This is a genomic window from Acaryochloris sp. 'Moss Beach', from assembly GCF_021497025.1.
Lineage (GTDB): Bacteria > Cyanobacteriota > Cyanobacteriia > Thermosynechococcales > Thermosynechococcaceae > Acaryochloris > Acaryochloris marina_A.
The window spans coordinates 20,863-44,234 of record NZ_CP071718.1 but is presented as its reverse complement, the minus strand read 5'-3'; the positions used below and the strand labels follow the sequence as shown (position 1 = coordinate 44,234).

22 protein-coding genes and 1 pseudogene are annotated in these 23,372 nt (G+C 45.4%); 9 read left to right on the top strand and 14 right to left on the bottom strand.

The window, feature by feature from the left end; all coding sequences use genetic code 11:
• The first annotated feature begins 58 nt into the window (after positions 1-58).
• The 3 genes from HRE53_RS26800 (at position 59) to HRE53_RS26790 (ending at position 2,226) form a co-directional block, all read left to right on the top strand.
• On the top strand, positions 59-772 hold the full coding sequence (locus HRE53_RS26800) for a siderophore-interacting protein (RefSeq protein ID WP_255801521.1): 714 nt from the start codon (positions 59-61) through the stop codon (positions 770-772).
• 86 nt (positions 773-858) lie between these two features.
• Complete coding sequence (locus tag HRE53_RS26795; RefSeq protein ID WP_235111568.1) at positions 859-1,476, top strand: O-methyltransferase; 618 nt, start codon at positions 859-861, stop codon at positions 1,474-1,476.
• Positions 1,477-1,818: 342 nt separating this feature from the next.
• Entirely contained in the window at positions 1,819-2,226 is a 408-nt protein-coding gene (locus HRE53_RS26790) for an ATP-binding protein (RefSeq protein ID WP_396133487.1), read from the top strand.
• Between the two features lie 2 nt (positions 2,227-2,228).
• Here HRE53_RS26790 and HRE53_RS26785 read toward each other — a convergent pair whose 3' ends face one another.
• Both HRE53_RS26785 and HRE53_RS26780 read right to left on the bottom strand, forming a co-directional pair.
• Complete coding sequence (locus tag HRE53_RS26785; RefSeq protein ID WP_235111567.1) at positions 2,229-2,630, bottom strand: response regulator; 402 nt, start codon at positions 2,628-2,630, stop codon at positions 2,229-2,231.
• Between the two features lie 14 nt (positions 2,631-2,644).
• Complete coding sequence (locus HRE53_RS26780; protein WP_235111565.1) at positions 2,645-5,188, bottom strand: HWE histidine kinase domain-containing protein; 2,544 nt, start codon at positions 5,186-5,188, stop codon at positions 2,645-2,647.
• Positions 5,189-5,577: 389 nt separating this feature from the next.
• Between HRE53_RS26780 and HRE53_RS26775 the strand changes: the two genes are divergently transcribed.
• Positions 5,578-5,883, top strand: coding sequence for a hypothetical protein (locus tag HRE53_RS26775; RefSeq protein ID WP_235111556.1), 306 nt, complete (start codon positions 5,578-5,580; stop codon positions 5,881-5,883).
• Positions 5,884-5,977: 94 nt separating this feature from the next.
• On the opposite strand, the gene HRE53_RS26770 is transcribed toward HRE53_RS26775, so the two are convergent.
• Entirely contained in the window at positions 5,978-6,484 is a 507-nt protein-coding gene (locus HRE53_RS26770) for a hypothetical protein (RefSeq protein WP_235111555.1), read from the bottom strand.
• Positions 6,485-6,568: 84 nt separating this feature from the next.
• Here HRE53_RS26770 and HRE53_RS26765 point away from each other — a divergent pair, with 84 nt between their 5' ends.
• Positions 6,569-7,939 carry an IS4 family transposase gene (locus HRE53_RS26765; protein WP_396133486.1) on the top strand — a complete coding sequence of 457 codons (1,371 nt, stop codon included), beginning with the start codon at positions 6,569-6,571 and terminating at the stop codon, positions 7,937-7,939.
• A gap of 6 nt (positions 7,940-7,945) precedes the next feature.
• Here HRE53_RS26765 and HRE53_RS26760 read toward each other — a convergent pair whose 3' ends face one another.
• Both HRE53_RS26760 and HRE53_RS26755 read right to left on the bottom strand, forming a co-directional pair.
• Positions 7,946-8,170 carry a hypothetical protein gene (locus HRE53_RS26760; protein ID WP_235111553.1) on the bottom strand — a complete coding sequence of 75 codons (225 nt, stop codon included), beginning with the start codon at positions 8,168-8,170 and terminating at the stop codon, positions 7,946-7,948.
• 18 nt (positions 8,171-8,188) lie between these two features.
• Positions 8,189-8,425 (bottom strand): transposase, encoded by a 237-nt coding sequence (locus tag HRE53_RS26755; protein ID WP_235111551.1) that lies wholly within the window; start codon positions 8,423-8,425, stop codon positions 8,189-8,191.
• An 898-nt stretch (positions 8,426-9,323) separates the two neighbouring features.
• Between HRE53_RS26755 and HRE53_RS26750 the strand changes: the two genes are divergently transcribed.
• Together HRE53_RS26750 and HRE53_RS26745 are read left to right on the top strand one after the other, a co-directional pair.
• Positions 9,324-10,049, top strand: a complete 726-nt coding sequence (locus tag HRE53_RS26750) for an IS1 family transposase (protein WP_235108109.1) — start codon at positions 9,324-9,326, stop codon at positions 10,047-10,049.
• Complete coding sequence (locus tag HRE53_RS26745) at positions 9,962-10,426, top strand: hypothetical protein (RefSeq protein WP_235108108.1); 465 nt, start codon at positions 9,962-9,964, stop codon at positions 10,424-10,426. Before HRE53_RS26750 ends, HRE53_RS26745 begins: the two co-directional genes overlap by 88 nt.
• Positions 10,427-10,543: 117 nt before the next feature.
• On the opposite strand, the pseudogene tnpC reads toward HRE53_RS26745, so the two are convergent.
• The 9 genes and pseudogenes from tnpC to HRE53_RS26700 form a co-directional block, all read right to left on the bottom strand.
• Positions 10,544-11,996 (bottom strand): annotated as a pseudogene (gene tnpC / locus HRE53_RS26740) (IS66 family transposase).
• Positions 11,997-12,418: 422 nt separating this feature from the next.
• Positions 12,419-14,167, bottom strand: a complete 1,749-nt coding sequence (locus tag HRE53_RS26735; protein WP_235111549.1) for a serine protease — start codon at positions 14,165-14,167, stop codon at positions 12,419-12,421.
• 578 nt (positions 14,168-14,745) lie between these two features.
• Positions 14,746-14,955: a hypothetical protein gene (locus HRE53_RS26730; protein WP_212661595.1), complete on the bottom strand. Its 210-nt coding sequence runs from the start codon at positions 14,953-14,955 to the stop codon at positions 14,746-14,748.
• 50 nt (positions 14,956-15,005) lie between these two features.
• Entirely contained in the window at positions 15,006-15,746 is a 741-nt protein-coding gene (locus tag HRE53_RS26725; protein ID WP_212661596.1) for a sigma-70 family RNA polymerase sigma factor, read from the bottom strand.
• A 107-nt stretch (positions 15,747-15,853) separates the two neighbouring features.
• Positions 15,854-16,285, bottom strand: a complete 432-nt coding sequence (locus tag HRE53_RS26720) for a hypothetical protein (protein WP_235111547.1) — start codon at positions 16,283-16,285, stop codon at positions 15,854-15,856.
• A gap of 259 nt (positions 16,286-16,544) precedes the next feature.
• Positions 16,545-17,849: a flotillin family protein gene (locus HRE53_RS26715; protein WP_235111545.1), complete on the bottom strand. Its 1,305-nt coding sequence runs from the start codon at positions 17,847-17,849 to the stop codon at positions 16,545-16,547.
• Between the two features lie 2 nt (positions 17,850-17,851).
• Positions 17,852-19,258 (bottom strand): flotillin family protein, encoded by a 1,407-nt coding sequence (locus HRE53_RS26710; protein WP_212661599.1) that lies wholly within the window; start codon positions 19,256-19,258, stop codon positions 17,852-17,854.
• Positions 19,259-19,313: 55 nt separating this feature from the next.
• A complete protein-coding gene (locus HRE53_RS26705; RefSeq protein ID WP_212661600.1) occupies positions 19,314-19,694 on the bottom strand; it encodes a hypothetical protein in 381 nt (126 codons plus the stop codon).
• A gap of 35 nt (positions 19,695-19,729) precedes the next feature.
• On the bottom strand, positions 19,730-19,915 hold the full coding sequence (locus HRE53_RS26700) for a hypothetical protein (protein ID WP_235111543.1): 186 nt from the start codon (positions 19,913-19,915) through the stop codon (positions 19,730-19,732).
• 529 nt (positions 19,916-20,444) lie between these two features.
• Here HRE53_RS26700 and HRE53_RS26695 point away from each other — a divergent pair.
• Both HRE53_RS26695 and HRE53_RS26690 read left to right on the top strand, forming a co-directional pair.
• The gene (locus tag HRE53_RS26695) at positions 20,445-22,787 is read left to right on the top strand and encodes a helix-turn-helix domain-containing protein (RefSeq protein WP_235111542.1); all 2,343 of its coding nucleotides are present in this window, start codon (positions 20,445-20,447) and stop codon (positions 22,785-22,787) included.
• Between the two features lie 179 nt (positions 22,788-22,966).
• Complete coding sequence (locus tag HRE53_RS26690) at positions 22,967-23,365, top strand: AbrB family transcriptional regulator (RefSeq protein ID WP_212661602.1); 399 nt, start codon at positions 22,967-22,969, stop codon at positions 23,363-23,365.
• Positions 23,366-23,372: the final 7 nt, after the last annotated feature.

Below are 23,372 nucleotides of genomic sequence, written 5' to 3'. Positions count from 1 at the left end.
GATAGATGATACTATCATCCATTTCTGATTCAACAAAAGCAACCAAGGACTAATTTTCATGAAACCCAAATTAAGGCTGACACAGGTTCACGCAGTCCAGGATTTAGGCCCACATATGCGACGTATTGTACTCAGAGGTAACGACCTACAAGATTTTCCAGTTGGTCAGGAGAGTGCTCACGTTAAAGTTATCGTTCCACAGCCCGGTGAGACAAAGCCCAAATTGGAGTTTAACTCTGGAGCTAAAAAGTGGATTCGTTCTTACACAGTGCGTGCATTTGATACCGAACAACATCGACTAACGATTGATTTTTCGGTCAACAACCACAGCGGCATTGTCGCCGATTGGGCAGTGCAAGCAAGACCCGGTGACTATCTTGGCATCGGTGGCCCTGGCCCGGTGAAACACACGGATTTTTCAGCAGATTGGCATCTGATCGTTGGCGACTTCTCTGCTCTACCCGCCCTGGCCGCGACGGTCGAAAAACTGCCAACTAGTTCTAAAGGCTATGTATTGGCGCAAGTACCTACCGTCCAAGACCAACAACATATAGACGTCCCACCTAATATGAATTTTCAGTGGATTGTGAACCCGGATGTATCGTGTAACGAACTGCTGAAGCATATTCAGAAAATCGATTGGATGGACGGGCAACCCGCCATATTTATTGCTGGTGAGGAATCGCAGATGAAAGCAATGCACGGTTATGTAAAGACACAGCCTGGCTATACAAAAACCAAGACCTATGCCTCTGGCTATTGGAAGGCATGATGCCGAAAAATACCTTCTCTACACTGCATTCGTACACATCGTATCAAAGGAAAATTACTATGTACAAAATCGTAGATGCTACAGTATTGAACACGCTAGATTTGCTCTATGAGGACGCGTCTTCAGATAAGCGTAGACTGCTCACTGCCTTTCCTAAACTAATATTTAGGGACCTTAAACCCAGCGATGTCCGGAAAGCCTATTTGCCTATTAATCGGGACCAAGGTGAGTTTATCTATGATCTGTTAATTTCAGAAGGCTCAAAACACATTGTTGAATTTGGGACATCATTCGGTATCTCTACCCTGTTTCTAGCGGCTGCGGCTCGTCAAACAGGGGGACATATCGTAACCAGTGAACTTTTACCCGAGAAGTGCGCGATCGCACAGAAAAACTTTGAATGCGCTGGCATCGCAGACTTAGTGGATCTGCGCGAAGGAAACGCAATGGACACGCTTGCCAGTATCGATGACGGTATCGACTTTTTACTGCTCGACGGATGGAATGATCTCTACCTACCAGTGCTACAAATGGTGGAACACAAACTCAACAAAGGTGCGTATATCTACACTGATAATGCATCATTCCCAGGGACGGAGCCATTGCTATCCTATTTGCGAGAAAATTCGAGAAAATTCGAATCTGAACACATGAAAACGGGAAAGGGAGGAATCGAATTAACAAAGTATTTGGGTAGAGCGTGAAAAATCTGTGAGAACCCAACTCGTTTCCAATAGAAAGCGTAAATAATCTATAGATTATCTCGCTGCCCAGTCAAAGCTGATTGATCCTGGCTATGAAAGTTGCCCTCAGTGTGGCCAGAAGCTTAATAAACGAGGATTTTCTAAATCTGCATTTCATACCGTCTTTATGGACCATAAAGTCGACATCCAAAAACACAAGTGTCGTAACCCAGAGTATCCTTGGCAAAGTGGGCCGACAACGACCTCCCTAGTGGTCATAAGTCGGTGTAAAGATCAGCCTATCTCAAGCAGCTTCTTCAAACGGTTCAAGCTTCCAGTCGGGAAGAGTTCTGGTTTTTCTTCATGCCTCAAGATCTCCATTTCGACTCAGAGCTTCCAAAGAAGCTAAGGCAGCCACCCCTTGAGCAGTCCACTTCATACCTTTGTGTTTCCAATGCCATCAAATATTGCCAAGACGACGTTCCCACCGTGCGAATTTGGGCCACTGAGACTGATGAGATGTGGACTATTTTTGTTCAAGATAATGGTATTGGTATCGACCCTCAATTTGCAGATCGCATTTTTGAGATTTTTCAACGATTACATAATCGGGATCTCTATTCTGGTACAGGGATTGGTTTGGCTATCTGCAAGAAAATTGTGGAACGTCACGGGGGACAGATTTGGGTGGGCTCTCAAGAGGGGCAAGGAGCAACTTTTTCATTCACGCTACCTAATCGCTGTGATACTATACCCCAAGCTGCTTCTTAAGGTTAACTGGATTGAGAGACAATAACCCGATCAACCACCGAAAGTAGCTCTTGGAGGTCTATGGGTTTTTGGAGATATTCATCAGCTCCTACACTCTTGGCGACTTCCAATACAGAGAGACTCGAATCATGGGAGCGACCGCTAACGGCAATCAGCCAGGGTTTTTGCGCTAAGCCGAGCATGTAGATTTTGGAAATGAGCATCAACCCACCTTGGGGAATCAGCCGATTGTCCTGTTGAATAAAAATATCAATGAGGGCAATATCGACACTGCCTGCATAGATCTTTTCCATAGCTGCTTCTAGATTGGTAGTGTACTCGACCTGATGACCATAGGCTTCAAGTACCTCTTGCCAGGATGTAGCTAGGGTAAAATTGTCTTCAAAGATGAGGATATTAGCCAAAGATACAGTTCCGATTACGCTAAAAGTACTTGAATAGCAACGTTTAATTGCTCCTTTTCAATAGGCTTCTTAAGCATCGGCACCTGAGACAAATGCTCTGGCATTACGAATTTAGAATCATAACCCGTTGCAAATAAAAACGGGATTTGCCGATCTAGGAGTTGTTCAGCAACGATAAAACTATTCTCTTCCTTGAGGTTAACGTCTAATACCCCTAAGATGTAATCTTTCTGGTGTAAGAGTTTGATCGCTTGCCTTACCCGAGGAGCAGTATCTATCTGAACAAAGCCCAAAGACTCCAAAGTATTTTCCATCTCAAGGGCAAGTAACAGATTGTCTTCAACAATCAGGACACGACCGGAGACTGGGTCTGAATTCTCTTTCTCTTGAGGGGGGAGACTTGAGGGGGTAGATAGATCGTGCTCACCTGTCTGGAGAAGGATGAGCTGCTCAGGTAACCAGAAATAGACTTGAACCCCTGAGATAGGGAAACGGATGCTGGCTTCCCCTTCAAATTCAAAGGGAATGGCACGTTCGATCAAGGTTCTACCAAATCCTCTACGTTTGGGAGGAAAGACCCCAGGCCCACCAGATTCTCGCCAATAGAATGCCAGCCCCCCATCCTGTTCCATCCAGCGAATATCAACTTTGCCTGTGGAGGCGGATAAAGCACCATACTTGGCTGAGTTGGTCACCAGTTCATGAATGACCAGAGCAAACATGGGCACAAAATTGGCTTTAAGACCCACTTCTTTACCAACCAGGCTGACCTGCTGTTCCTTTTCTGCGAGGTAAGGCCGAAACTCTATGCTAAGTAAGGTGTTAAGACTGGGCCATTCTAAGCCTTCTCCCGCCACTAGATCATGGGCATAGGCTAAAGCCGCAATTCTCCGATCCAAAAGTACCGTGTATTCTTCAATCGTAGCGGCGGACTCGCGGGTTTGACGCGAGATGGAACGGATTAAGGCCAGAATATTTTTGACACGGTGATTGAGTTCTGCAATGAGCAAATCCTGCTGTCGCTGTTGTTTCAACCAATCGTGTTGCTGGACTGCTCCTTGACGAATGGCCAACTGCATCAAACTCATCCTTAGTTCTAAGGCAACTTCTGAATCTGCGGAAGACCAAGGTTGACACTGACCGACAATCGTTTCTCGATACTCAGCAAAGGAAGCACGAGGCTGCAATCGAGGTCCATAGGCACCTTCCACAATCTCTTTTTTTGGCGAACCTGCCCAACACACGTCATAGATTATTTCATTGCGAAAAAAGATGACAAAGACCTGATCTGTTGGTGAAATCCCGAGCACTAGCGCCCCTGCTGACTTACCCAATTGAGCAAAATTAATCTGGTCCAACTGTCTCAGATTCTCAAAAGGGACTAAATCGGGGGTAGGAGTGGATAGTACTTGTTTGACCAGCTCCAATATAATTTTCGGCGAAGGGACCTCTTGGTAAGTTTCAACACTTTGCTGAGAGACGACTGCCATCCCCTGAGCAGAGAGCATGGTACAAAGTTTGCTACCAAGTGCCATAACCGTTTGAGCAAAACTGCTGCTAGTTTCAAGCTCATTGGCAACTTGGGCAAGGGCAGAACTGGTTCGCTTACGGGTATTGAACCGCTCTTCCTCTAAAACCTGTTGCAGCTTCAGGGAAAATAGCTGACCAAAAAGCTCGCAAGTGGTCCGATAATCTGGAGAAAGAAGCTTGGAGCTGTTGTGGTGGAAAGCGAACAGTCCCCAAAGTTGCCTGCGGACAATAATGGCAAGATTCATCGCGGATTGAACCCCCATATTGGCTAGATATTCCACGTGAATAGGGGAAACTGCTCGGACATGGGTCAGAGATAAATCTAGCGGTTCGCTATTAGGATCAGCGGTTAATAGGTCGGCGGGCTGATCCTGGATGTCTGCAATCGCCCGAATCGGCATTTTCAGCGCAATCGCCCGCACTTGCTCAGGAATATCAGAGGCAGGATATCTTAGACCCAGATAAGGATCCAGATCATCATCTTTAGCTTCAGCCACAACTTCTCCAGGCCCATCCGGTAAGAACTGATAAGCCATGACCCGATCGAATCCCGTCACCCGTTGCAAATCTTTGACGGCTAATTGGAGAAGTGACGAAGTCCCGGTCGTTTCCTGAAGACGAGCCAACAGCAATCTAGTCTGAACAAATGCCGATTGGTTTTGAGTATTTTCAGCAAGGATTGGCTCCAGTTCAATCAGATAGTGGTTGTCGCTGCGGTGAAGACTGACATCAAAATTTCTGTTACCAATGACATAAGATCCGATGCGTTCCCGTTGTGAAGTAATGGTAGGGTGCCCCGCTGCATTTCTGAGATTATGAGTGGCCTGCTCATTGAGAATGGCAGGCACAGCTTGTCCCAGAGCATCTTGACCGGATATCCCCAAGAAGGCTTCTAAATTATTGGAAGCATAGGTAATGTACTCAAGCTTCTGGTCGGTAGCAATGAGTGCTCCAAAGAGTTGGATACAACCTGGAATGTGGATCGGTTCGCGATTGCAATTAGAAATCGCCAGTTCTCTAGTATCCATAGCCGACCGTTATAAGCCACTTAAAAGAAGGAAATAGCAATGCTTATGCCCTACCCAAAGTGGGCTAACTGTAAAGTGCCCTATTTACCTATGATTACACAAGTCGTTTCTGAGCTAGTTTTCTCCAGAGAGTATAGACTCAAATCGTTTTCGGCCATGTGTTAGTGTCGCTGTACCTGGAGATCTTTGAAGCTGGATAAAGATGATCTGCTATTTTCTCGATGTTCAATGATGTGGGACTGGATGAGTGAATCTGGCTTTAGTACTCTTCTCATCTAAGCTGTATTAATTGTGCCTTAAATTGACCAGTAGAGATATAAGCTGAAAGTATCTGCGAAGAAATTTATCATGCTCAAGCTAGCTCTATTTTTCTTCTTTGGAGACTTATAATGATTGAAATTCTCTTAGTCGAAGATGATGCAGCCGACATTGAGCTAACCCAAGAAGCAATCGCACGTCTCAATCTCGAACTCAAGCTAAATGTGGTGCGTGATGGAACTCGTTCTAACGGATTCTGGGGTCTCTCAAAAATCACCTTCTCTACGCCCATTCATAGACATGCTGATGGACAAGTTGTGAAGCCAGTTTTCGTGATAACTGAACCCATTGAAATCATGAAATGGGGAGAAACGTCCTGTTTCCTCATCTCTCGTTTTGGTTCCATAGGGATGGAAATTCCATACCAAGGCCATTGAGCGCATCGATTGACAGGCTGAGTCCATTGTCCCGTGGAAGTTCTGCATAGAGTAAAGCATTCGATTTTGATGATTCATCAACCGATCTACAGCGTTACTGGTGCGATAGGATTCCGGAAAAGCATAGGCCAAATTTAGGAGCATTGCGACAGACCTTAAACACCTTCTGGCGTAGCTCTGGTGAAGTGACATTCTTTTTGGTCCACTTGCGTAACTTCCGTAAACTCTTCTGAAAGCGGGTCTTATTCGGTTGCTTGTAAGCAGCCCAAAGCATCCCTGTAAGGTTTTTCAAGATCTCTGGAGTACGACGACAACTTTTCTGAATCTTCAAGACAGCATGCAAAAAGCACAGAATTAAATTGACGGTGGGAAACAAAACTTTCATCGCTATCTGTATTGCCAGCCAACCATCATGGTTGGCAGTAATTGGCGCATAGCTTGGGTCGAGCTGTAGCGCTTCTTGTTGAAATGTTTGGTAGCCTTCTCTGAGGGCTTCTGGACTCGCTGAATCTGTGACGCTGACACCCAAGATACAGCCGTTGGCTACTGTCGTAGGAAGATAGACTCGCTTCCCCTTCAACCAACTATGCTTCAATGTCACTGACTTAAGAAAGCAGAAAAGGGCTGCAAGTCTTGATAGATATAGAATCAAGACTTGCAATCCATCAATAATCTGCCTTCTACTATGTCTCAGTCAGCCGAAATTCTCAAGCATCAGTTTTCCCAAAGCCTGGGATTGCCCTGGACGGATATTCTTCCCGCTTCAAGGCTGACCGACATCCTAGCAGAGGAATCAATCTCCTATCGCAACCGTGTGTATACGCCCATCGTTACGTTGTGGGCCATGCTCTACCAAGCATTATCTGCAGACAAAAGCTTGCGCAACACAGTCAAATGCATCACCACCTGGCTCACTGCCGCAGGACTCCAACCCCCATCATCAGATACAGGAGCCTACAGTAAAGCCCGAGGAAGATTACCTGAGTCCCTGCTGCAACGGTTAATTCCCGAAACTGCTAATCACATAGAGCAAAGCATTCCCCAAGAACACCACTGGTGTAATCGAACAGTGAAAGTCTATGACGGCACGACAGTGCTGATGGCTGATAGTGCGGCGAACCAAGGGGAGTATCCTCAACATGGCAATCAGGCTCCTGGCTGTGGATTCCCCATTGCCCGTTTAGTGGTGTTTTTTTTGCTTAATCACAGGGGGCAGTGGTCTCAGCCTGCATTGCCCCCCTGGAGCATGAGTGAAATCGTCATCAGTCGGCTGCTTTATGAGGATCTGGAGGTTGATGATGTGGCCATAGCAGATCAAGCCTATGGCAGCTATGTTGCTCTAGCCCTGATTCAACAACAAGGAGCCGATGGGGTTTTACGTAAACATCATGCCCGTCATACAGACTTCCGTAAAGGACGTAAGAACGGGATAGGAGACCACCAAGTTCAATGGCAAAAGCCCACACGGTGTCCCGCCCACATGAGTGCAATGGAGTTTGCAGAGATTCCCAAAACGTTGACAGTCAGGGAGGTATCGCTACGTCTATCGCGTCGAGGCTTTCGAGACCAGTTCATTATCGTCGTCACAACCTTACTGGATGCTCAGCGCTATAGTGCTAAACAATTGACTCGCTTGTACGGATGGCGATGGCAGGCGGCTGAAGTCAATTTGAGACACCTCAAAACCACCTTAAAGATGGAAATGCTCACGGCAAAGACACCTGAAATGGTGCGCAAGGATATTTGGTCTCATTTGCTAGGCTACAACTTATTGAGAAGTCTCATGGAACAGGCTGCCCCATGGGCAGAATATGACCGCTCTCGACTCTCTTTACAAGGGGCTCGACAACACTTTAATCAGATGCTGGTTTTGTTAGCCACGGCCACACAAGCGATACGTCAACGGTTGTATGCTCATCTGCTTGAAAATATTGCTACTGACCTTCTGCCTGTTCGACCCCATCGGCTCGAACCCAGGGTCGTTAAACGAAGACCTAAGCCCTTCCCCAGAATGCGACAACCGCGCTGTGTCCTCAAAGCCAATCTGGCTGCTTGATTAAGCTTATCTCAGTGCCATTGAACTATGCTTTTCATCCACCACTAGATGCTTTGGCAATAGTTGAGGATCTTTGATAGTTGTTCCAACGATAGAAGCTCGACTCAGTGAAGCATAGGCCCAATACCAGTACATTGCATTTCGACCAAACACATAAGCAATAGCATCGAAGGGGACAGCAAAACGGCATAGGTAAAGAGCTTTCTCCATCTCATGAGTCTTGCCCACCATATACGTTAGTGTCCCGATTTATTCGCCATGGTTTTTGAGCCGATCATGCTTGGCATGATCCCTGCGTGAGACGAGGAAGAAAATCGCTAAACAGCTCTCCTCATTGGGGAAAGCACCAATTTCATCAGCTTTGGTTCGGAATTCCCGGAACAGCCTTTCTAGGGCATTGGAAGTACGAATCAGCGAATGAAGGGATTCATCAAAATCATAGAAACTCAAGGTCAGGGCAAAATCTTTGATAAAGGGGTCCGACAACGATTCGTGTAAAAACTGATCATAGGGCTGAAAGGTAATAGCAGTAGATATCCTGGCCTATGCTTATACCAAACTCAGAATATTGCGAGGTCAAAATAATATAAAAATGAGGTCTGATGAGGGCAAATCTTTCATTTTTGGGTTTTTAGAAAATTTTGGCCTTATCGTCATCCCTGTTGCTTTTGTAAATGCTCAGAAAGCCCCAAATCACTAGCTGGCCTACCTTTCAGTAAATCTAATATGTGCTTTATATTGATTAGGCTTACCTTGACCTAAAGTTCCAAAATGCAAATATTAGAGCAATTATGACTTCTCATGTGTGATCCCAAGAAAATTCTCTTTACTACAACGATTGCCTAGTAAAGATTTAAGGTCTTATGACTACTTTTTACACGAATCGTTGCCATACCCCTAATAGACTTCCTGAAGTCTATTATCTAAGCACTTCTACACGAAAAAGGTGTCACATCCTCTCGTGTGCAGAACTTAAATATGTTGATGTTCTTGTACAGTGAGAAGTTTCTCAAGACAAGTCATTCCTATCCATGAGAGACAAAGCTAATAACGTAGAATAATCCTTAGAACCTTTTACCTAAAGCTTATACAGCGTCTGGCTCTTGACAGTATCACCTGCTGAGCAGATGGTGAGTAGTGTTGATACCTAGCTTTCTGGGTACTGATGAGGTAGCTTATTTGGTCGAAGAATATCTTTGCTGTCATAGCACTATAGGTCGATTCTGTACTTAAAATATGTGACCCAAGAGATTGTAAAAATATACCTTGATAATGTTGCTTACTAAGACGCTATGGTAGTTAGGTGAGATTATCTCAGCCCCTCTAGCTAAGGGAGGCTCGAAAAAGGTATTGCTGAAGGGAGTTATTGAGCCAAGATACTCCCATGGAAGAGAAAAAAAGGCCATTACTTTCAGAGCTAGCTTGCGTGAACTCTAACTGTGAAAGCTATGGTCAAGCGGGCCTTGAGAATTTAACAGTACGTAAAGTATACGGACAAGATCGAATACGGTATCTGCGCTGTCATAGCTGTGGAGCAGAGTTCAGTGAACGCAAGAACACTGCCTTTTGGAATACAAAAATCCCTGAATCTCGAGCAATAGAAGTAGGTCGTCAAATTGCAGAAGGAACGTCTATCAAAGGAACATCACGTCTGACCTACACCCATCCGGATACGGTGAAACGTTTGACCCTCAAGTTTGGTCAGCATGCCCAGGACTTTCATGAGCAGGAAGCTCAGCAACTGGATATCGACATACTAGAGATGGACGAACGTCATGGATACGTCGCCAGCAAAAAGCAGCAGTGTTGGGATGCGGTATCCATTGATGCCGCCAGTAAATTCATTGTCCACGTGGCAATTGGTCCCCGTAACACAGACCTGATAGAAAGGCTGATGCAAGGCAGTCACAGACGACTAGCTCATCCCCAAGACCTGGTGCTGATGACCGATGGAGAAGCGAGTTATCGCACTCTCTTTCCGGTCATCTTCGGGGTGTCTTACCTCCCCCCCGTCAAAGCACGATGGGTCGACCTCCCAACTCCAAGTATCGGATTCCTCGAACCCTTGCCCACGTCCAAGTCATCAAGCATCGTCAGGGACAAAAGTTAGAAGCTGTAGAGGTGAGCAAAGCTCATGGGAGCTGGCAACGGATCAATCAAGCGCTAGATGAAATAGGGTACAACATTCCCAACACCTCAACTGTGGAGCGTTTCAATGGCACTGCACGACGGATGAATGCTCATCAAGTCAGACGCTCACTTGCTTTCGCTCATCGCAGTAATACTCGTCAGGCCGTTGCTTGGTGGAGTGCTACAGTTTACAACTGGGTGAGAGTGCATCGCAGTTTACGAACTCCTCTAGAAGTAACCGAGGGTAAAAAGCGCTTTCAACAGAGAACTCCTGCCATGGCAGTTGGATTAACTGAACACATTTGGACCGAAGCTCAGATCCTCAGAGCACCGGTTTATATAGCTTCTCAAGAATAGGGGGCTGAGATAATCTCACCTAACTACCGACGCTATCTATAGCGAAGAAAGTCGGAACTTCTATGAATCACCATTTGAATCCCCTACAGAGAGGTTAGCTGCATTTTAGATAAAAGGTTACTGCCCAGGCTGAAGCATTGGTACCTCAGGAGTTCCAACAAAAATACTTCTAAGTGAATCAAGTACAGGGATATCTTGCTTTCTCAAAGTCGAAATATAACCGCGAATACGGCAGAACTGCTGGGCACCCGCCAACGAGCGGAAGCAACCTGAGATCTTCTGCTTCAATTTCATCATGCGAATATCCCGTTCAGCCTGATTGTTATCAAAGGGAACCTGGAAATCATACATAAAGGCCAGGACAGCAGATTGGTACTTCTCAAATCGGTCGAGAAGGTTTTTCGGTGTACTTTGTTTTTTCTTGCCTCGTTTCTTAGGTGCGTTTTCATCAACTGGCAGGCTTGGATTACTCTTGAATCCATCGGCTAATACTTTTCGGTAACGCTGCTCAAACATCTCGATTTGTTCTGTGCTGAGAGCTTTTAAGCCTTCAGCATGAGCACTCTCTACCTGAGTTTTGATGTCCACCAACAACGTCATCATCTCTTCAGCCCAAGGTTGCTGATAGTGCTCAACGATAAAGCGTAACTCCCGCAAATGATGAGCATTGCAGAGACCATGAGCACAATCATAGGTGGCGTAACTCTGCCAACCATCATGAATGCTGGTGCCCGTAAAGTTCGGCAGAATATCCATTTCGTCCATCGCTGCTTTTCCGCGTTTGGCATGAACAAAGTAGTAGGTCAACCCACTCGTACAGGCGACATGTAGCCACCATAGCTTGCTGTTCACCCGCAGGCCTGTCTCGTCAAAATGCCCTATTGCTGCTTGCTCAATACCGTCTTTGATCTGTACCTCAATCGGTTCTAATTTCTGAGCACAGGTTGTACGGGCATTGCAGAGGGTTCCTTCAGAAACCTGGCAGCCAAAAACTTCTTTCAACAGCTCACTCGTTCGTTCAAACGGCAACAGTTGAGCGTCCATCAAGTACACCATCAAGCCTTTAAGGCTGCTGCCATACTGAACTACATTGGTGACATCTGCAGGGAATACACCCCGACTCAAGGTTTGACAGTGCTCACAATATTTGACTTCTGCTTGATGCTCAATCACCTGTAATGACAAAGGGGGGTAATTCATGAACCTGCCTAAGGTCATAGTTGTGGGCTGCTACTTCGGTTAAAGAGGCACCACATTCTTGACACTGAGTCACCGGATGTAACACCACGGCATCGATGGTATCACGCCATTCCAATGTGCGACCAGGATGACCTTTTTGCCCGCCACTTTTGCGTTTACTCTTACCCCGTAGACTTTTTGTCCGCTTCCCAAAGCCATCGCCTGAGGGTGGTTTACTACTGTTACGACTATCCTTGTCAAGACGTTCTTCTAGTCGCTCTATCCGCTCGATAAGACGGGTGACTAGCTCAACAACCGCATCCTCACCTTGATGGTAGATTGCTCGAATATCAGATTCACTAATTGTCTGATCAGAGACTTTCTTGTTCAACGGAAGATCATGGATTGACTGCTGTTGTGCTTAAAACATAGCGCCAGAGAGAGTGATAACTTCATTCTCAACACAATGATTTAAGCCTGGGCAGTAACGATAAAAGATGGGAATCGTATGTCTGAAAATCAATGATTGCAAGGCTTTCAGGTATATTCAGGTTAAAAACCAAAACTTGTAAAACCTTGAAATACTTATGTGGGAACGGTTCTGGCGATTCTTGTCTTAGAAGAAACACAACTTTTAGGAGCTGTAAGCCTTGCTGTAAATGTATTTCAGCCTTAGAGTTGTTTTCTGTCCAAATAGACCCTCAACCCCGATCTCAACGCATTGAGCAGTTCCTCATCCTGAAAAATTTACAGGTGGCCCGAGGTTCATTGCCTTGGTTTAAAGGGATCAAGAAGGGGGCAGTTCATTCACATTTACGGGGAAACCGAATTTTGAGATGATGTCGCGATTAGTTTTTGAGTGTCGGCAATGAGTCGATCGCCCCATCCATTTTTACGTTGATAGTCAGCTTGAGCCAATTTAGGGTCGATGCGAAGTGCAGCTTTAGCAAGTTGAGTGGCTTGAGCTTGATTCCCCTGCTTGGCATAAGCTGTGGCTAATGCAAGCTGTGGTTCTGCCAAAGTGCTGTCGAGACTGATGGCTTGCTTCAATTGGGTGATGGCCGCCTCAATATTATTCTGTTCATAGTACAGTAGCCCCAGATTGTTGAGGACCGGTATAACCTTGGGATTAACGTTAATGACTTTTCGGTAGTCGGCGATTGCCCGGGGATATTGCTTCAACAGATGGTAAGACATCCCTCGATAGACGTAGGCTGACGTGAACTTAGAATCGATGGCAATGGCTTTGTTATAATCTGCGATCGCCGAATCATACTGCGTCAAAGAATGATTAGCGATTCCCCGATACACGTAAACTTGTGCTAAATCAGCTTCAATCCGACGGACTTTATGGAAATTCTTGAGTTCTTTGTCGAGAGCTTGTCTACCATCAGGATCATCAATATTGAGCCACTTACGTCCGGCCTCAAGGAGCAACTTAGCTGCATCCGCCGATTTTCCGGTTTGGATAGCTTCTGTAATATTAGGAGCATATTCTGCTACCCGTTCTTGACTGGCTTTAGTGCTTGCTTTCTTGACCTTGTTTCCTTCTTCAAGGGCTTTTTGGTACCGCACGATTGCCTGATCATAGTCCGCGATTGCTTGAGGAAACTGTTGTGCTGCTAGGTGTGAAGTCCCTCGACTATTGTAGGCATAGGTATAATCAGGGTTGAGTGCAATGGCTCGATCAAAATCTGAGATCGCCTGGGGATACTGCTTTAGCGCAGCGTAGGCATTCCCCCGATTAAAATAGGCTTCTGCATAATCAGGATTAAGTGCAATGGCTTGATCAAAATCCGAGATCGCAGCTTGATAATTACCTTTTTGAATTTTGTCGCCTGCTTGTAAAAACCAATCATCTGCCGTCAATGCCGTACTTGTCGGCTCCACCTTCTCCCCAGTGAACCCTAACTCAGGACTCACGGTAGCCGCCAATCCCAAGAAGGTATGAATCGGAATCCCCAAATTGAAGCCCGTCTTCACGTAGACCGTTTCAGTTTTTTGCTCCTGTTGTTGAGCATCGGCACGGCCATGGATGCCAATGAGCTTCCCCTCACTATTGAGTACTGCGCCGCCACTCATTCCTGGCAAGGTATTGTTGCTGTAGACCAACGCATAGCCATCAGCTAACGGGCGTTTTGAATTGGCCGTAATCTCACCTTTAGAAAATGTCCAGATTGATTCGGTAATTGCGGCAGTAGGCAGAGGGAAGCCAGACACATAGATCGAAGCCCCGACTTTTGCAGAGTTAGAGTCCCCTAATTTCGCGACGGGATATTTTTTTGAGCTGGTAAACTCCACGAGGGCTAAATCCACATTCGGCAATTTCTTCACATCGCTGTAGTTCAATGGATGCTGCTGCTGGTCAGCGGTGATGATGCCATATTCATCTGGAGTTGCCACCACATGAGCCGCAGTCAACACAGTGTAAATGTTCCCTCGCTGCTTGATAATCACCCCAGACCCTGAATTTTGGCCCTCGATCTGAACAGTGACGGCTTCCGCGATCTCGCTCACTTCAGTAGAGTTCAAAGCTTGAGCTGTTTGAAATGGTGCTGCCACAATTGCGGCTACACCTAATGGAAGCAAATACGAGGGAGTTATCATGAGCGTTTATACCTATATTAATTATTAATTGTGATTTAGAGCAAAGAGATAGAATCTATTGCAGTAGGGGTTGAGCCGAGGTACGAGTAAAAAGATGCAATATGCTTCCAGAACCTAGATATAGCAGTACTTTCAGCTATTCTCAACAACAGTAGAATAGTGGATACTTATCTACATAGATAGCGCTTGGATTCTATGTGTAACATGGCTTTCATCAACTTTTTTAATGAACTGTACTCGTTGTTGATGCGATCCCAAGATAGCTTTTGATTGCCTCTATTATCGTTAACGTGCTCAGATTGAATCTTATAAGTGGTAGGATGTCACCTACATCAAAATCGCTGAAGTTCCCTCAAAGTAAATCTTTCACTAATTCCAGTAGTGATCAGGGTGTACGAGTTTTGATGATTTACCTACACGAAATGCTGTATATCTATTTCGTCTGAAAACCCTGTAACTACGTTGCGATTGTCCTGGTTGAGAATAGATGAACATATTTGAATATATAGGTTCTGGAACCATTTTTCATCTTTTTACTCGTACCTCGGCTCAACCCCTTCAGGGTTAATTTGAAAAGCCATACATTGTAGATAAAAATCTACGGCATAGAGGGCTAATTTTTTCCGAAATTCTTGCTGAGTATGTTCTGTATCCAATTGCGGATGGATATGTTTTTGAACGCTTACCCAAGTTTTAGAGGTCAAGGGCACTGGGAAACTAAAGGTGGGAATTGTAGATTTCATAGGATACAGAGGGAATAAATTACAAGTAGGTTGAGAGAAGATGAGTGACTCTAAAGATATCGTCTGAAATAGGGTAATAATTTTCTTAATTTCAGTTGAAAGAAACAGGAAAGATTTCGAATTGTGATCCCTGTTTGAGTTGATAATTCTGTCCAAGTTTTACCCTGAATATGGTGAGCAATCGCTAGGTATTGAAAGGTGATTTCGGGGTAGTTATTTATAGAATAGGTAGAGAGTAATTGCTCAGGGTCGTTCTCTAGAAACAACCGCAGATTTTCATAATCTTCAGTCTGTGAAGTTTCAATACCTATATTAGGAGCTATATATTCTAAAACTTGTGGGTCATAGTAGAGTGTGAGCTGCAAATTTTGCTCATTGATCACTTCTAGAAATTTAAAGCGAAGTATAGAATTTGCCCAAGCCATCACTGTTCTATTAGGTCGATACAATTCAAGCTTTTTACAGATATAAATCCAGGTTTTCTGTTTGACTTCGTTGTATAAGTCTTCAAACATAGGAGGTGAATAGTAGTGAGCATATCTCCTCAAGCGAGAAAATCGCTCTGATTGCTCGATTAGCATGATTAACCGAGTCAGTCTCTCCTGTTTAGCTACTGATTTTGAAGGATGTGTACGAGCCTTCAAGACTAGTTCTAGTAACTGCCGTTCTAGGACATCTTCATGACTTCGCCCTGTTAATTGTAAAAGTTGGGCGAAGGCTTGCTGTTGAGGTATCGATCCTTGCAAATGGCTGTGAGCTTGCAACAGTAATTCCAGCAGTGCTTGATCCATTGGGATAGTGGTTTTCAGATTTTAATTAGAGGCTTGAGCACGATACTTATGCAATGGGGCTGAGCTAGATTTCATCTGCATATAGATTCTGTCCAAATGCTGTTCACTTAGGCTGCAACAATTGGTATTAAAGGGATTAGAGGCATCACCTTCTTTCTTGATTTCTGTCTAGGTTTCATCTTTTTAGAGGGGTACTTTGAACGCTGTTTCTTCACAACTCGTGGATAATATCGGTTGGCTCTTTCCGGTAACTCTTCATCAAGTAGTTCACTCATCAGCCATGCAACTTCATGTTCAAACTGCTCATTCAACAGTCCCTGAAACTTGCGGACAGCTCTACAAATCACTTTGACACTGGCTGTGAATCCTATCTTCAAAGGTGAAATTTCAGCTTCAGCTGCTGCCTGTGACATTAATTGACGCACAACCCAATGCCCGATCAGTAAACCGTAGACTTCCTGGATCACATCTCGGGGATTTTCAGAACGCACTTCGACTTTTCGTTCTACCAGATGAGTTTTGAATTCATCGATGGTCACCTCTTCTTCCCAACGCTGATGAACATCCCTAGCTAACAAGGTTGCAGGAAATGACACATCATCAAATAGGTCAGTGATCAGCCGATAATTTTTGGGCTTCTTCGTCGAAAATGTCAGTACTGAGTATCCAAGATGTTAATTGAGAATTTTAGGAAAATTAAGTTCTTGAAATAGTCAATTTCTCAGAAAAATCTTATTCAATAGTCAATAATACTAAGAATATCGATCTTAGATACTCAGTCCTGACACGTTTCATCATCTAATTGATCATGAGATGCCCCCCTTGAGGATATGACTCTGATTCAATTTCAGACAACAGAGATTCAGAGGGAGATTCGAGGGAAGTCATTGTTGCCAGCATCTGTTGTATGTCCATGCCAGTAGATTGCTGAAATTGTTCTAGAAAAGCGGCCAGTTTAGTAGCAGTGGCACCTCTCTGGGCATCAATCACAGTAATATTCTGGACATTAACCTCTGGCACACTCTCCGCCATCAGCTTAGTCAAAATATGGAGCTGCTGAAACATGAAAATGTCTTGTGCCGCCGCTCCTGCTGCTTGCCAAGATTGCCCTAATTGGCGAGTGCCAATCGCTTGGGCTTTGCCTTCTTCAATAATCTGAGCTGCTTTACCTTTAGCAGTTGCGATCGCAACCTCACAATCCGCCTCTGCTGGCGCAATTACATCGGCCTGGAGCTGCTGTTTTACTTGGTGAATTCGCTCCGTTTCTACCGCTGCCTCTGCTTCGACGCGGGCCACCTGGATGCCTACCACAGACTCAACCTCCTCAATCGCTGCCACCCGCTTGCTTAAAGCATCACGCACTCGCTTTTGGGCATCAGCTTTAGCAATTTCTTCATCTCGTTGCAGCTGCCGTAAGGCAGTACGGCGCAGATTTGCAGAATCAAGAACTTGAGACTCTGCCGTGGCCTTTGCTTCGGCAATCCGCGCATCTCGAATCAGTTCTGCCTGTTGCTGGCGGCCTAAAGAATCTAGATAGCTGACCTCATCGGCAATGGTTTGGATCTGTAAACTATCGAGTAATAATCCCAACTTTTCTAGATCCGCTTCAGCTTCTTCTAATAGGCTCTTTGCAAAGGCAATCTGGTCAGAGTTTGCCTGCTCAGGGGTTAGGCTCGCTACGACTCCACGTAAATTCCCTTCCAGGGTTTCTTTGGCAAGCTGCTCAATCTCTTGGCGTTTTTTGCCCAAAAGGCGCTCAATAGCGTTATGAATGGTGGGTTCTGTTCCAGCAATTTTAATATTGGCGACTCCAGTCACAGTCAATGGAATGCCGCCCTTAGAATAAGCCCCGGTCACCTGGAGGTCGATGATCATATTAGTTAGGTCCATGCGGAAACTCTGCTCTAACAGAGGCATCTGCAAACTGCTGCCCCCTTTCACTAAGCGATAGCCCTTTCTTTGACCATTGGCGAGCTGAGTATGAGGCCCCGCAAAGATTAACACTTCGCTGGGTTGACAAATGCAGTAGAAATTCTTGGTGACACTCCAGCCTGCAGCCAAGCTAAGGCTGCTCAGACCAAGCAAGAAGGTGATCAGTTCCATAATTATGCTCCTTGTTGAGGCAAAGGGTGGGTAAGAGACTGCGGCCCATGGGTCTGGGTCAAGGTACCTACGATGTCAATGCCCAAAGTCTGGTGTAGGCTATCAAGAAATTGGTGGACCACTTGGGGGTAAACCCTCAGCAAGCTAGCCACGGCCTCACCATCGCCGTTATCCACCACCTTGACCTGGTGCAGATGAAGTCGTTCAGGAATTTGGACTGCTTCCCGCAACACAGTTTCAATTTGCTGGATCAAAAACACTTGAGAGGCATCGGTACCAATGTCTTGCCACACTTCAGCAAGCATGTCATTGACCCGGGCTGCCGCTCGGGCATTTTCTGCCAAAATCGCTGCATCACCTTGTTCCCGTAGTTCGGCTGCTTGCTGCTGGGCTTGAGCCGGTAGGACTTGGTCAGCCTGCAACCGCAGCCGCTCTACGTCAGCCCGCAGTTTCTGCAAAATTTGCTCTACTTTAGCCCGCCGCTCATTGGTTGCGGCCACAGTAATTTCTTCTTCAGATCGGGCCTGGCGCTCCAATTTAGCTTTAATTTTGCGGAGTTGATTTTCTTGCTCTAAAACTACGGTTCGATCTTGGGTTTGGGCAACTGCCGCCTGTTCTTGGCATTCCGCCTCTATCTGTTCTGCGGTCGTGAGTGCATCGGATTCTGCCACCTCAGCATCCCGCAAGATCATGGCAATCCGCTGTCGCCCCAGCGAACTGAGATAGTCCACATCATCGGCCACGCTTTGAATTTTGAGAATATCGAGATGTAGACCCAACGTTCTCAGTTCTCGACTGACATCCGAGGCGATGCGTTCAGCAAACTGGAGGCGATCCTCATTCACCTGTTCAGGGGTCAAGGTTGCCACCACGCCCCGCAGATATCCGGCTAGGGTTTCCTGAGCCACCCTAATAATTTCAGTGCGTTTGTGACCTAGAAAGCGTTCAATGGCGTTGCCAACCACCCGCGAATCGCTCGAAATTTTGATATTGGCGATCGCTTGAATATGCAGGGGAATACCGCCCTTAGAATAGGCGTTATGGACTTCCACCGGTACTGCCATCGTCGTTACATCCATCCGCTTAACAGTTTCTACAATCGGAATTCGAATGGCTCGGCCCCCTGTCAATACCCGATACCCTAGCTTTTGACCATTGGGGGTCTTCCACTTGCGTCCTGAGAGAATAACCACTTCATTCGGTTTGCAAATGACCAAAAAAGCTTTTAAGAACCAGATGCCGACCAAGCTGCCTAAGACAGTTACGGTCAGGGGCAAGCCAACACTCCATAGGTTAGGAGACGAAGGTCCTTTAACAGAGGACTCAATCTCTTGGGAGGAAGTCGTCTTTTCTGTTGACTGGGCCAAGATGGCATCCAATCTTTGGGACAAGATGAGTTGCTGATTCATCGCAAAATACCTCTATCGAAAATGCTGATTGCTGTAGAAATGAGTGGGGAGCGTACTATATGTAATCTCTTAGAAGCGGGTCAATACCAAGACCCATACATTCTTGTTGGGCCAAGATATACAAACTATCCTCAGAGATGACCAGGACATAATTGTCTTCAACAGCTACAACGAGAACCGAATTGCCCCGTTCAAAATCCTCCGAATCGTAGGCAAAGGCCCGCAGATTGAGGACAGAATCACCGATATTGATTCGTACCTTTCCTGGGTGGCCATGTCCAAACGGAATGTTAACCACTCCGTACAAGCCGATTAGCTGCTCCGATGGCATGAAACTGTCAACAGCTTGATTGCCTCGATGACACCAAATCAAGCCGATAATCCCTCCCCCGCAACTAATACCAATCGCAATCGCAAGACAGATCATTACAAACATGCGCATTTACCTTGAATTCTAGGAAAGAAGGGTATTCAAAAATATCCATGGGATAGTTGATTTTGCCCAGGTCGAGCTAAATCCTCTAGATGTTCAGGACCTCCTCCGCTACGAGACCTTTGAGGTTCTACCTTTAATCGTTTAGATTCAGATTGATAGGCATCAACTGTGTTGACTTGAGGCTGGCCTTTAAGTGGTGAAAAGAGTGCAATGCAACTCATACCAAGAAGTAACAAGCATGGGAAATATAGATGCCTCACAGTTAAACCTCAGGTCATTTTCTATAAACTTGCCAGAGCATTCAGAAAGCTGTGATTTCAATTGATCTCTGCTGGTAGTATCACAGGTGAAGAAGTAAGCCATCTGGATTAATTTGAAACAAAAAGGTATCGGGTAGATAGCTAGGATGCTTGATAATTTTGGGATGTGTTTCATGAGCTACCTCCTAAAATTTTTCCTGTTTTGAAAGCAGCGACACATGTTTCAGGGTCAGTTGCCTTGCTATGAGAGCAAATTAAGACCATCACTCTCAGAAGTAGTAGATTGAGTAGATCACTTCTGCGATGAACGTCAGGGCAAACACCGAAATCGCCTGTGGTTCAGTAAGATAGAAGTCAGCCTACAGATGTCATCAATAAATCGACATAATACGATTCATAATGCTTATTATTTGTATTCTTGATGATATTATTTGCGTAACTTCTTCATAAAATCATCATAATATCCACAAGTCAAGCCTAAAATATCATCATGGCATCATCCAATCGAGGCAAACCCGCTCTGCAAGCATCTGCAAAAGGAGTAGAGCAAGCCCAGCAAATCTTCAAACGGAAGGGCTTGACCCGACAGGGTATGGCCCAAACCTTGGGAATTGATCGCTCTGTGGTCGGCAAATTTTTGAGGGGGGAAAAGATCTGGTCCCAGAAGTTTGAAGAGATCTGTGATTTTTTAGAGATTCCTTGGCAAGATATTGCTGAGGGTATGGCTCCTACACCTCAGTTTTCTCAGGGGTCACCGGAAGTACGAAAAGCCCGCCAACAACTACAAGATTATATTGAGCAACGCTGTGGTGCTATACGCATTCTCGGCATGGATAAGGCTCAGCCTGTAGAAGCAATCTATACCCAATTGCGGGTTTTACAGGGAGATAGTATCTATCCCTTGGCGGGGAATGATACCCAAACCATCACAAAGTTGACAGAAAGTCTTAATGGCAAAGAGGCCATTGAAAAATACTCCCATCTTCATATTTTAGGACTGCCTGGATCGGGTAAAACTACATTTCTGAAATACCTGGCTCTGCAATGCGTTCAGGGAAAACTGATGCCGGAAGTAGTGCCTATTTTTGTGGCTTTGCGAGACATTGCCCAACCCTTGAAACAGCAGGATCTTTTGACTTGTATCAGTGAGGTTTATGGGAAAACTTGTGGCCTAGATCCGGCTCTGCTCCGGCAGCTTTTTGATCAGGGGGCCGTTTTATTGTTACTGGATGGCGAAGACGAAATTCCTGTGGCTCAGGCTCAGACCCTGGCTTTAACCGAGTTTGACCTGTTTTACAAAAATCGAGTTGTGATTACCTGTCGAACAGCAGCTAGTCGTCAGGTTTATGAACAATTTACCCAAGCCACGATTCAGCAATTTACGGACAACCAGATTGAAGAATTTGCCCAGCATTGGTTTCGGGCTACTCCTGATCAGGCGACCTCTTTCATGGCTTGGCTAAACACAAACAAGGCTGACTTCAGAGATAGCTTCGATTTAGCCAGTACCCCCTTGTTATTGACCCTTCTATGTATTGCTTTTGAATCCGCTCGCGAAAAACCGCAAAAGCGGCATCAAATTTACGAGATGGCGTTTGAACATATTCTTGGAGATTTGAACTATGGCCATATGCTGCCTGCAGCCACGGTCATCCCTGCCCAGACCTATCAAGAGAAAATGACGTTATTGAAGACTATAGCTAGAGCAGCCTTTGACTATGATGACAAAGTTTTTCCGGCTTCGCGAGCATTTCTAAGCCATGCGAGTATCGATCTTGAGATACAGGGCGGTTTATCACCCACTGAGTTTTTGCGGGAGTTGGAGGCGAGCTACGGCATCATCACTCAGGATTCATGGAATCACTATCGATTTTCGCATCTGTCGTTTCATGAATATTTTGTGGCTTTAGCCCTCCTTGATGAAATCAACACAGATACCGAGGCTGCATTCTCAGTCCTTTTCAATGAAACCCATCTGTTTAATTCTGCTTGGTATGAAGTGTTTTGGTTTATTGCTCAAATGCTTCCCCTTCAAAAAGCAGAAGGTTTTTTGGAGACGTTCAAAACTAGACTTAGCGACTATTTACAGGGTCAGGATCCACAAGCCTTGGAGCAGGTTCAGGAGGGAGGTGAGATCGCAACCCGTATCATCCATCTTTTCAAAACTCACAGGTCCAGCCCAACCTCAGCCCGCCAAAGTTTAGATACCCATCCTATTCAATCTGCCATCACCATCCGTGCCTTTTGCTCAGACTATTATTATCGATTTGACCCGGCACGTCGGATCAGTCGAGTCTTTGATGTGGGCTATCAATTCAGCCATGACTTAGTGTTAGCTCACTGCTTCAAGTGCAATCTTGGGCCAGTGCCAAAACGCAGTCTCAAGGCTGGCAAAAATTTTGATTTTGCCGATGCTCTAGTACATGTCTGGCATCAACAAGAACTGCAACAACAAAATCAGACGCTTGAGACCATCGATGAGGTCCGAGCCTTATTCTTTGACTATGTGCTCCAACATCCAGACCAATTTTCTCCAGTCTGTAGGCAGTACTTTTCAGGGGAGGTCCGTCGACTTGAAGAGCTGGCAAAACTCTCTAAGCGCCAAGAAATTATTGAAAAAAGCAAATTAGTGGCTGATATTTCTAACCCGGATCAAGAAGAACATCCCTTTCTCGGATCTAAAAAATTTCGGTTTCCTACCCTCGCCTACGATCATCCTGAAGCCGTCATCACCCTGAGTAACTATTACTACGGTTGTACCTTATTGTGTGATTGTTTTTCTGCTGAGCAAGCCTTGCCTCTTCAGCAGAAAATCTTACAAGGGTTGTTCTGATGGTGATGTTTCGTAGTCACCATACGTTGTAAGACATAGACTAGAGAAGATCCAAAGATGCGCACAGGAAGCGTAATATATTTACAATAAATCTCACAAAACACTAATGGTTTCTAGAATCAGTGATTTTAAAGGCTAAATCGTTCGCAATTTAGTTCAGTCAAGGACATACAGCATTAATGGCTAAAAAAACAGCAGCCGCAAAGAAAAAGACAGCCGCAAAGAAACAAGATATTCAACCCTTGGTCGGGAAAGAACTACTCAGTAAGCTCAAGGACTTATCTCACCTATCAAAGCGGGAAAAAGCGAAAGAGTGTGGCTATGTAGTCGGCAAGCAAGTTAACCTGAGTGGTTTTATGAATGCCATTTTGGAAGCCAAGGGCATTTCACTAGATGGTGATGCCAATAGCGACGGTAGAGGTCGAGAGGCAACCTATCGGATCAAAGTTCATCAGAATGGGCAGATGGTTATCGGGTCTACCTACACCGAAAGGATGGGTTTACAGACTGGCGATGAGTTTGAAATCAAGCTCGGTTATAAGCACATTCATTTAACTCAATTAACGGATGATGAGTAGAACAGTA

Coding starts and splice junctions, on each gene's coding strand:
- HRE53_RS26800 (WP_255801521.1), top strand. CDS start 59: ATGAAACCCAAATTAAGGCTGACACAGGTTCACGCAGTCCAGGATTTA.
- HRE53_RS26790 (WP_396133487.1), top strand. CDS start 1,819: ATGCCTCAAGATCTCCATTTCGACTCAGAGCTTCCAAAGAAGCTAAGG.
- HRE53_RS26780 (WP_235111565.1), bottom strand. CDS start 5,188: ATGGATACTAGAGAACTGGCGATTTCTAATTGCAATCGCGAACCGATC.
- HRE53_RS26775 (WP_235111556.1), top strand. CDS start 5,578: ATGATTGAAATTCTCTTAGTCGAAGATGATGCAGCCGACATTGAGCTA.
- HRE53_RS26765 (WP_396133486.1), top strand. CDS start 6,569: ATGTCTCAGTCAGCCGAAATTCTCAAGCATCAGTTTTCCCAAAGCCTG.
- HRE53_RS26760 (WP_235111553.1), bottom strand. CDS start 8,170: ATGGTGGGCAAGACTCATGAGATGGAGAAAGCTCTTTACCTATGCCGT.
- HRE53_RS26750 (WP_235108109.1), top strand. CDS start 9,324: ATGGAAGAGAAAAAAAGGCCATTACTTTCAGAGCTAGCTTGCGTGAAC.
- HRE53_RS26745 (WP_235108108.1), top strand. CDS start 9,962: ATGGGTCGACCTCCCAACTCCAAGTATCGGATTCCTCGAACCCTTGCC.
- HRE53_RS26730 (WP_212661595.1), bottom strand. CDS start 14,955: ATGAAATCTACAATTCCCACCTTTAGTTTCCCAGTGCCCTTGACCTCT.
- HRE53_RS26725 (WP_212661596.1), bottom strand. CDS start 15,746: ATGGATCAAGCACTGCTGGAATTACTGTTGCAAGCTCACAGCCATTTG.
- HRE53_RS26715 (WP_235111545.1), bottom strand. CDS start 17,849: ATGGAACTGATCACCTTCTTGCTTGGTCTGAGCAGCCTTAGCTTGGCT.
- HRE53_RS26710 (WP_212661599.1), bottom strand. CDS start 19,258: ATGAATCAGCAACTCATCTTGTCCCAAAGATTGGATGCCATCTTGGCC.
- HRE53_RS26705 (WP_212661600.1), bottom strand. CDS start 19,694: ATGTTTGTAATGATCTGTCTTGCGATTGCGATTGGTATTAGTTGCGGG.
- HRE53_RS26700 (WP_235111543.1), bottom strand. CDS start 19,915: ATGAGTTGCATTGCACTCTTTTCACCACTTAAAGGCCAGCCTCAAGTC.
- HRE53_RS26695 (WP_235111542.1), top strand. CDS start 20,445: ATGGCATCATCCAATCGAGGCAAACCCGCTCTGCAAGCATCTGCAAAA.
- HRE53_RS26690 (WP_212661602.1), top strand. CDS start 22,967: ATGGCTAAAAAAACAGCAGCCGCAAAGAAAAAGACAGCCGCAAAGAAA.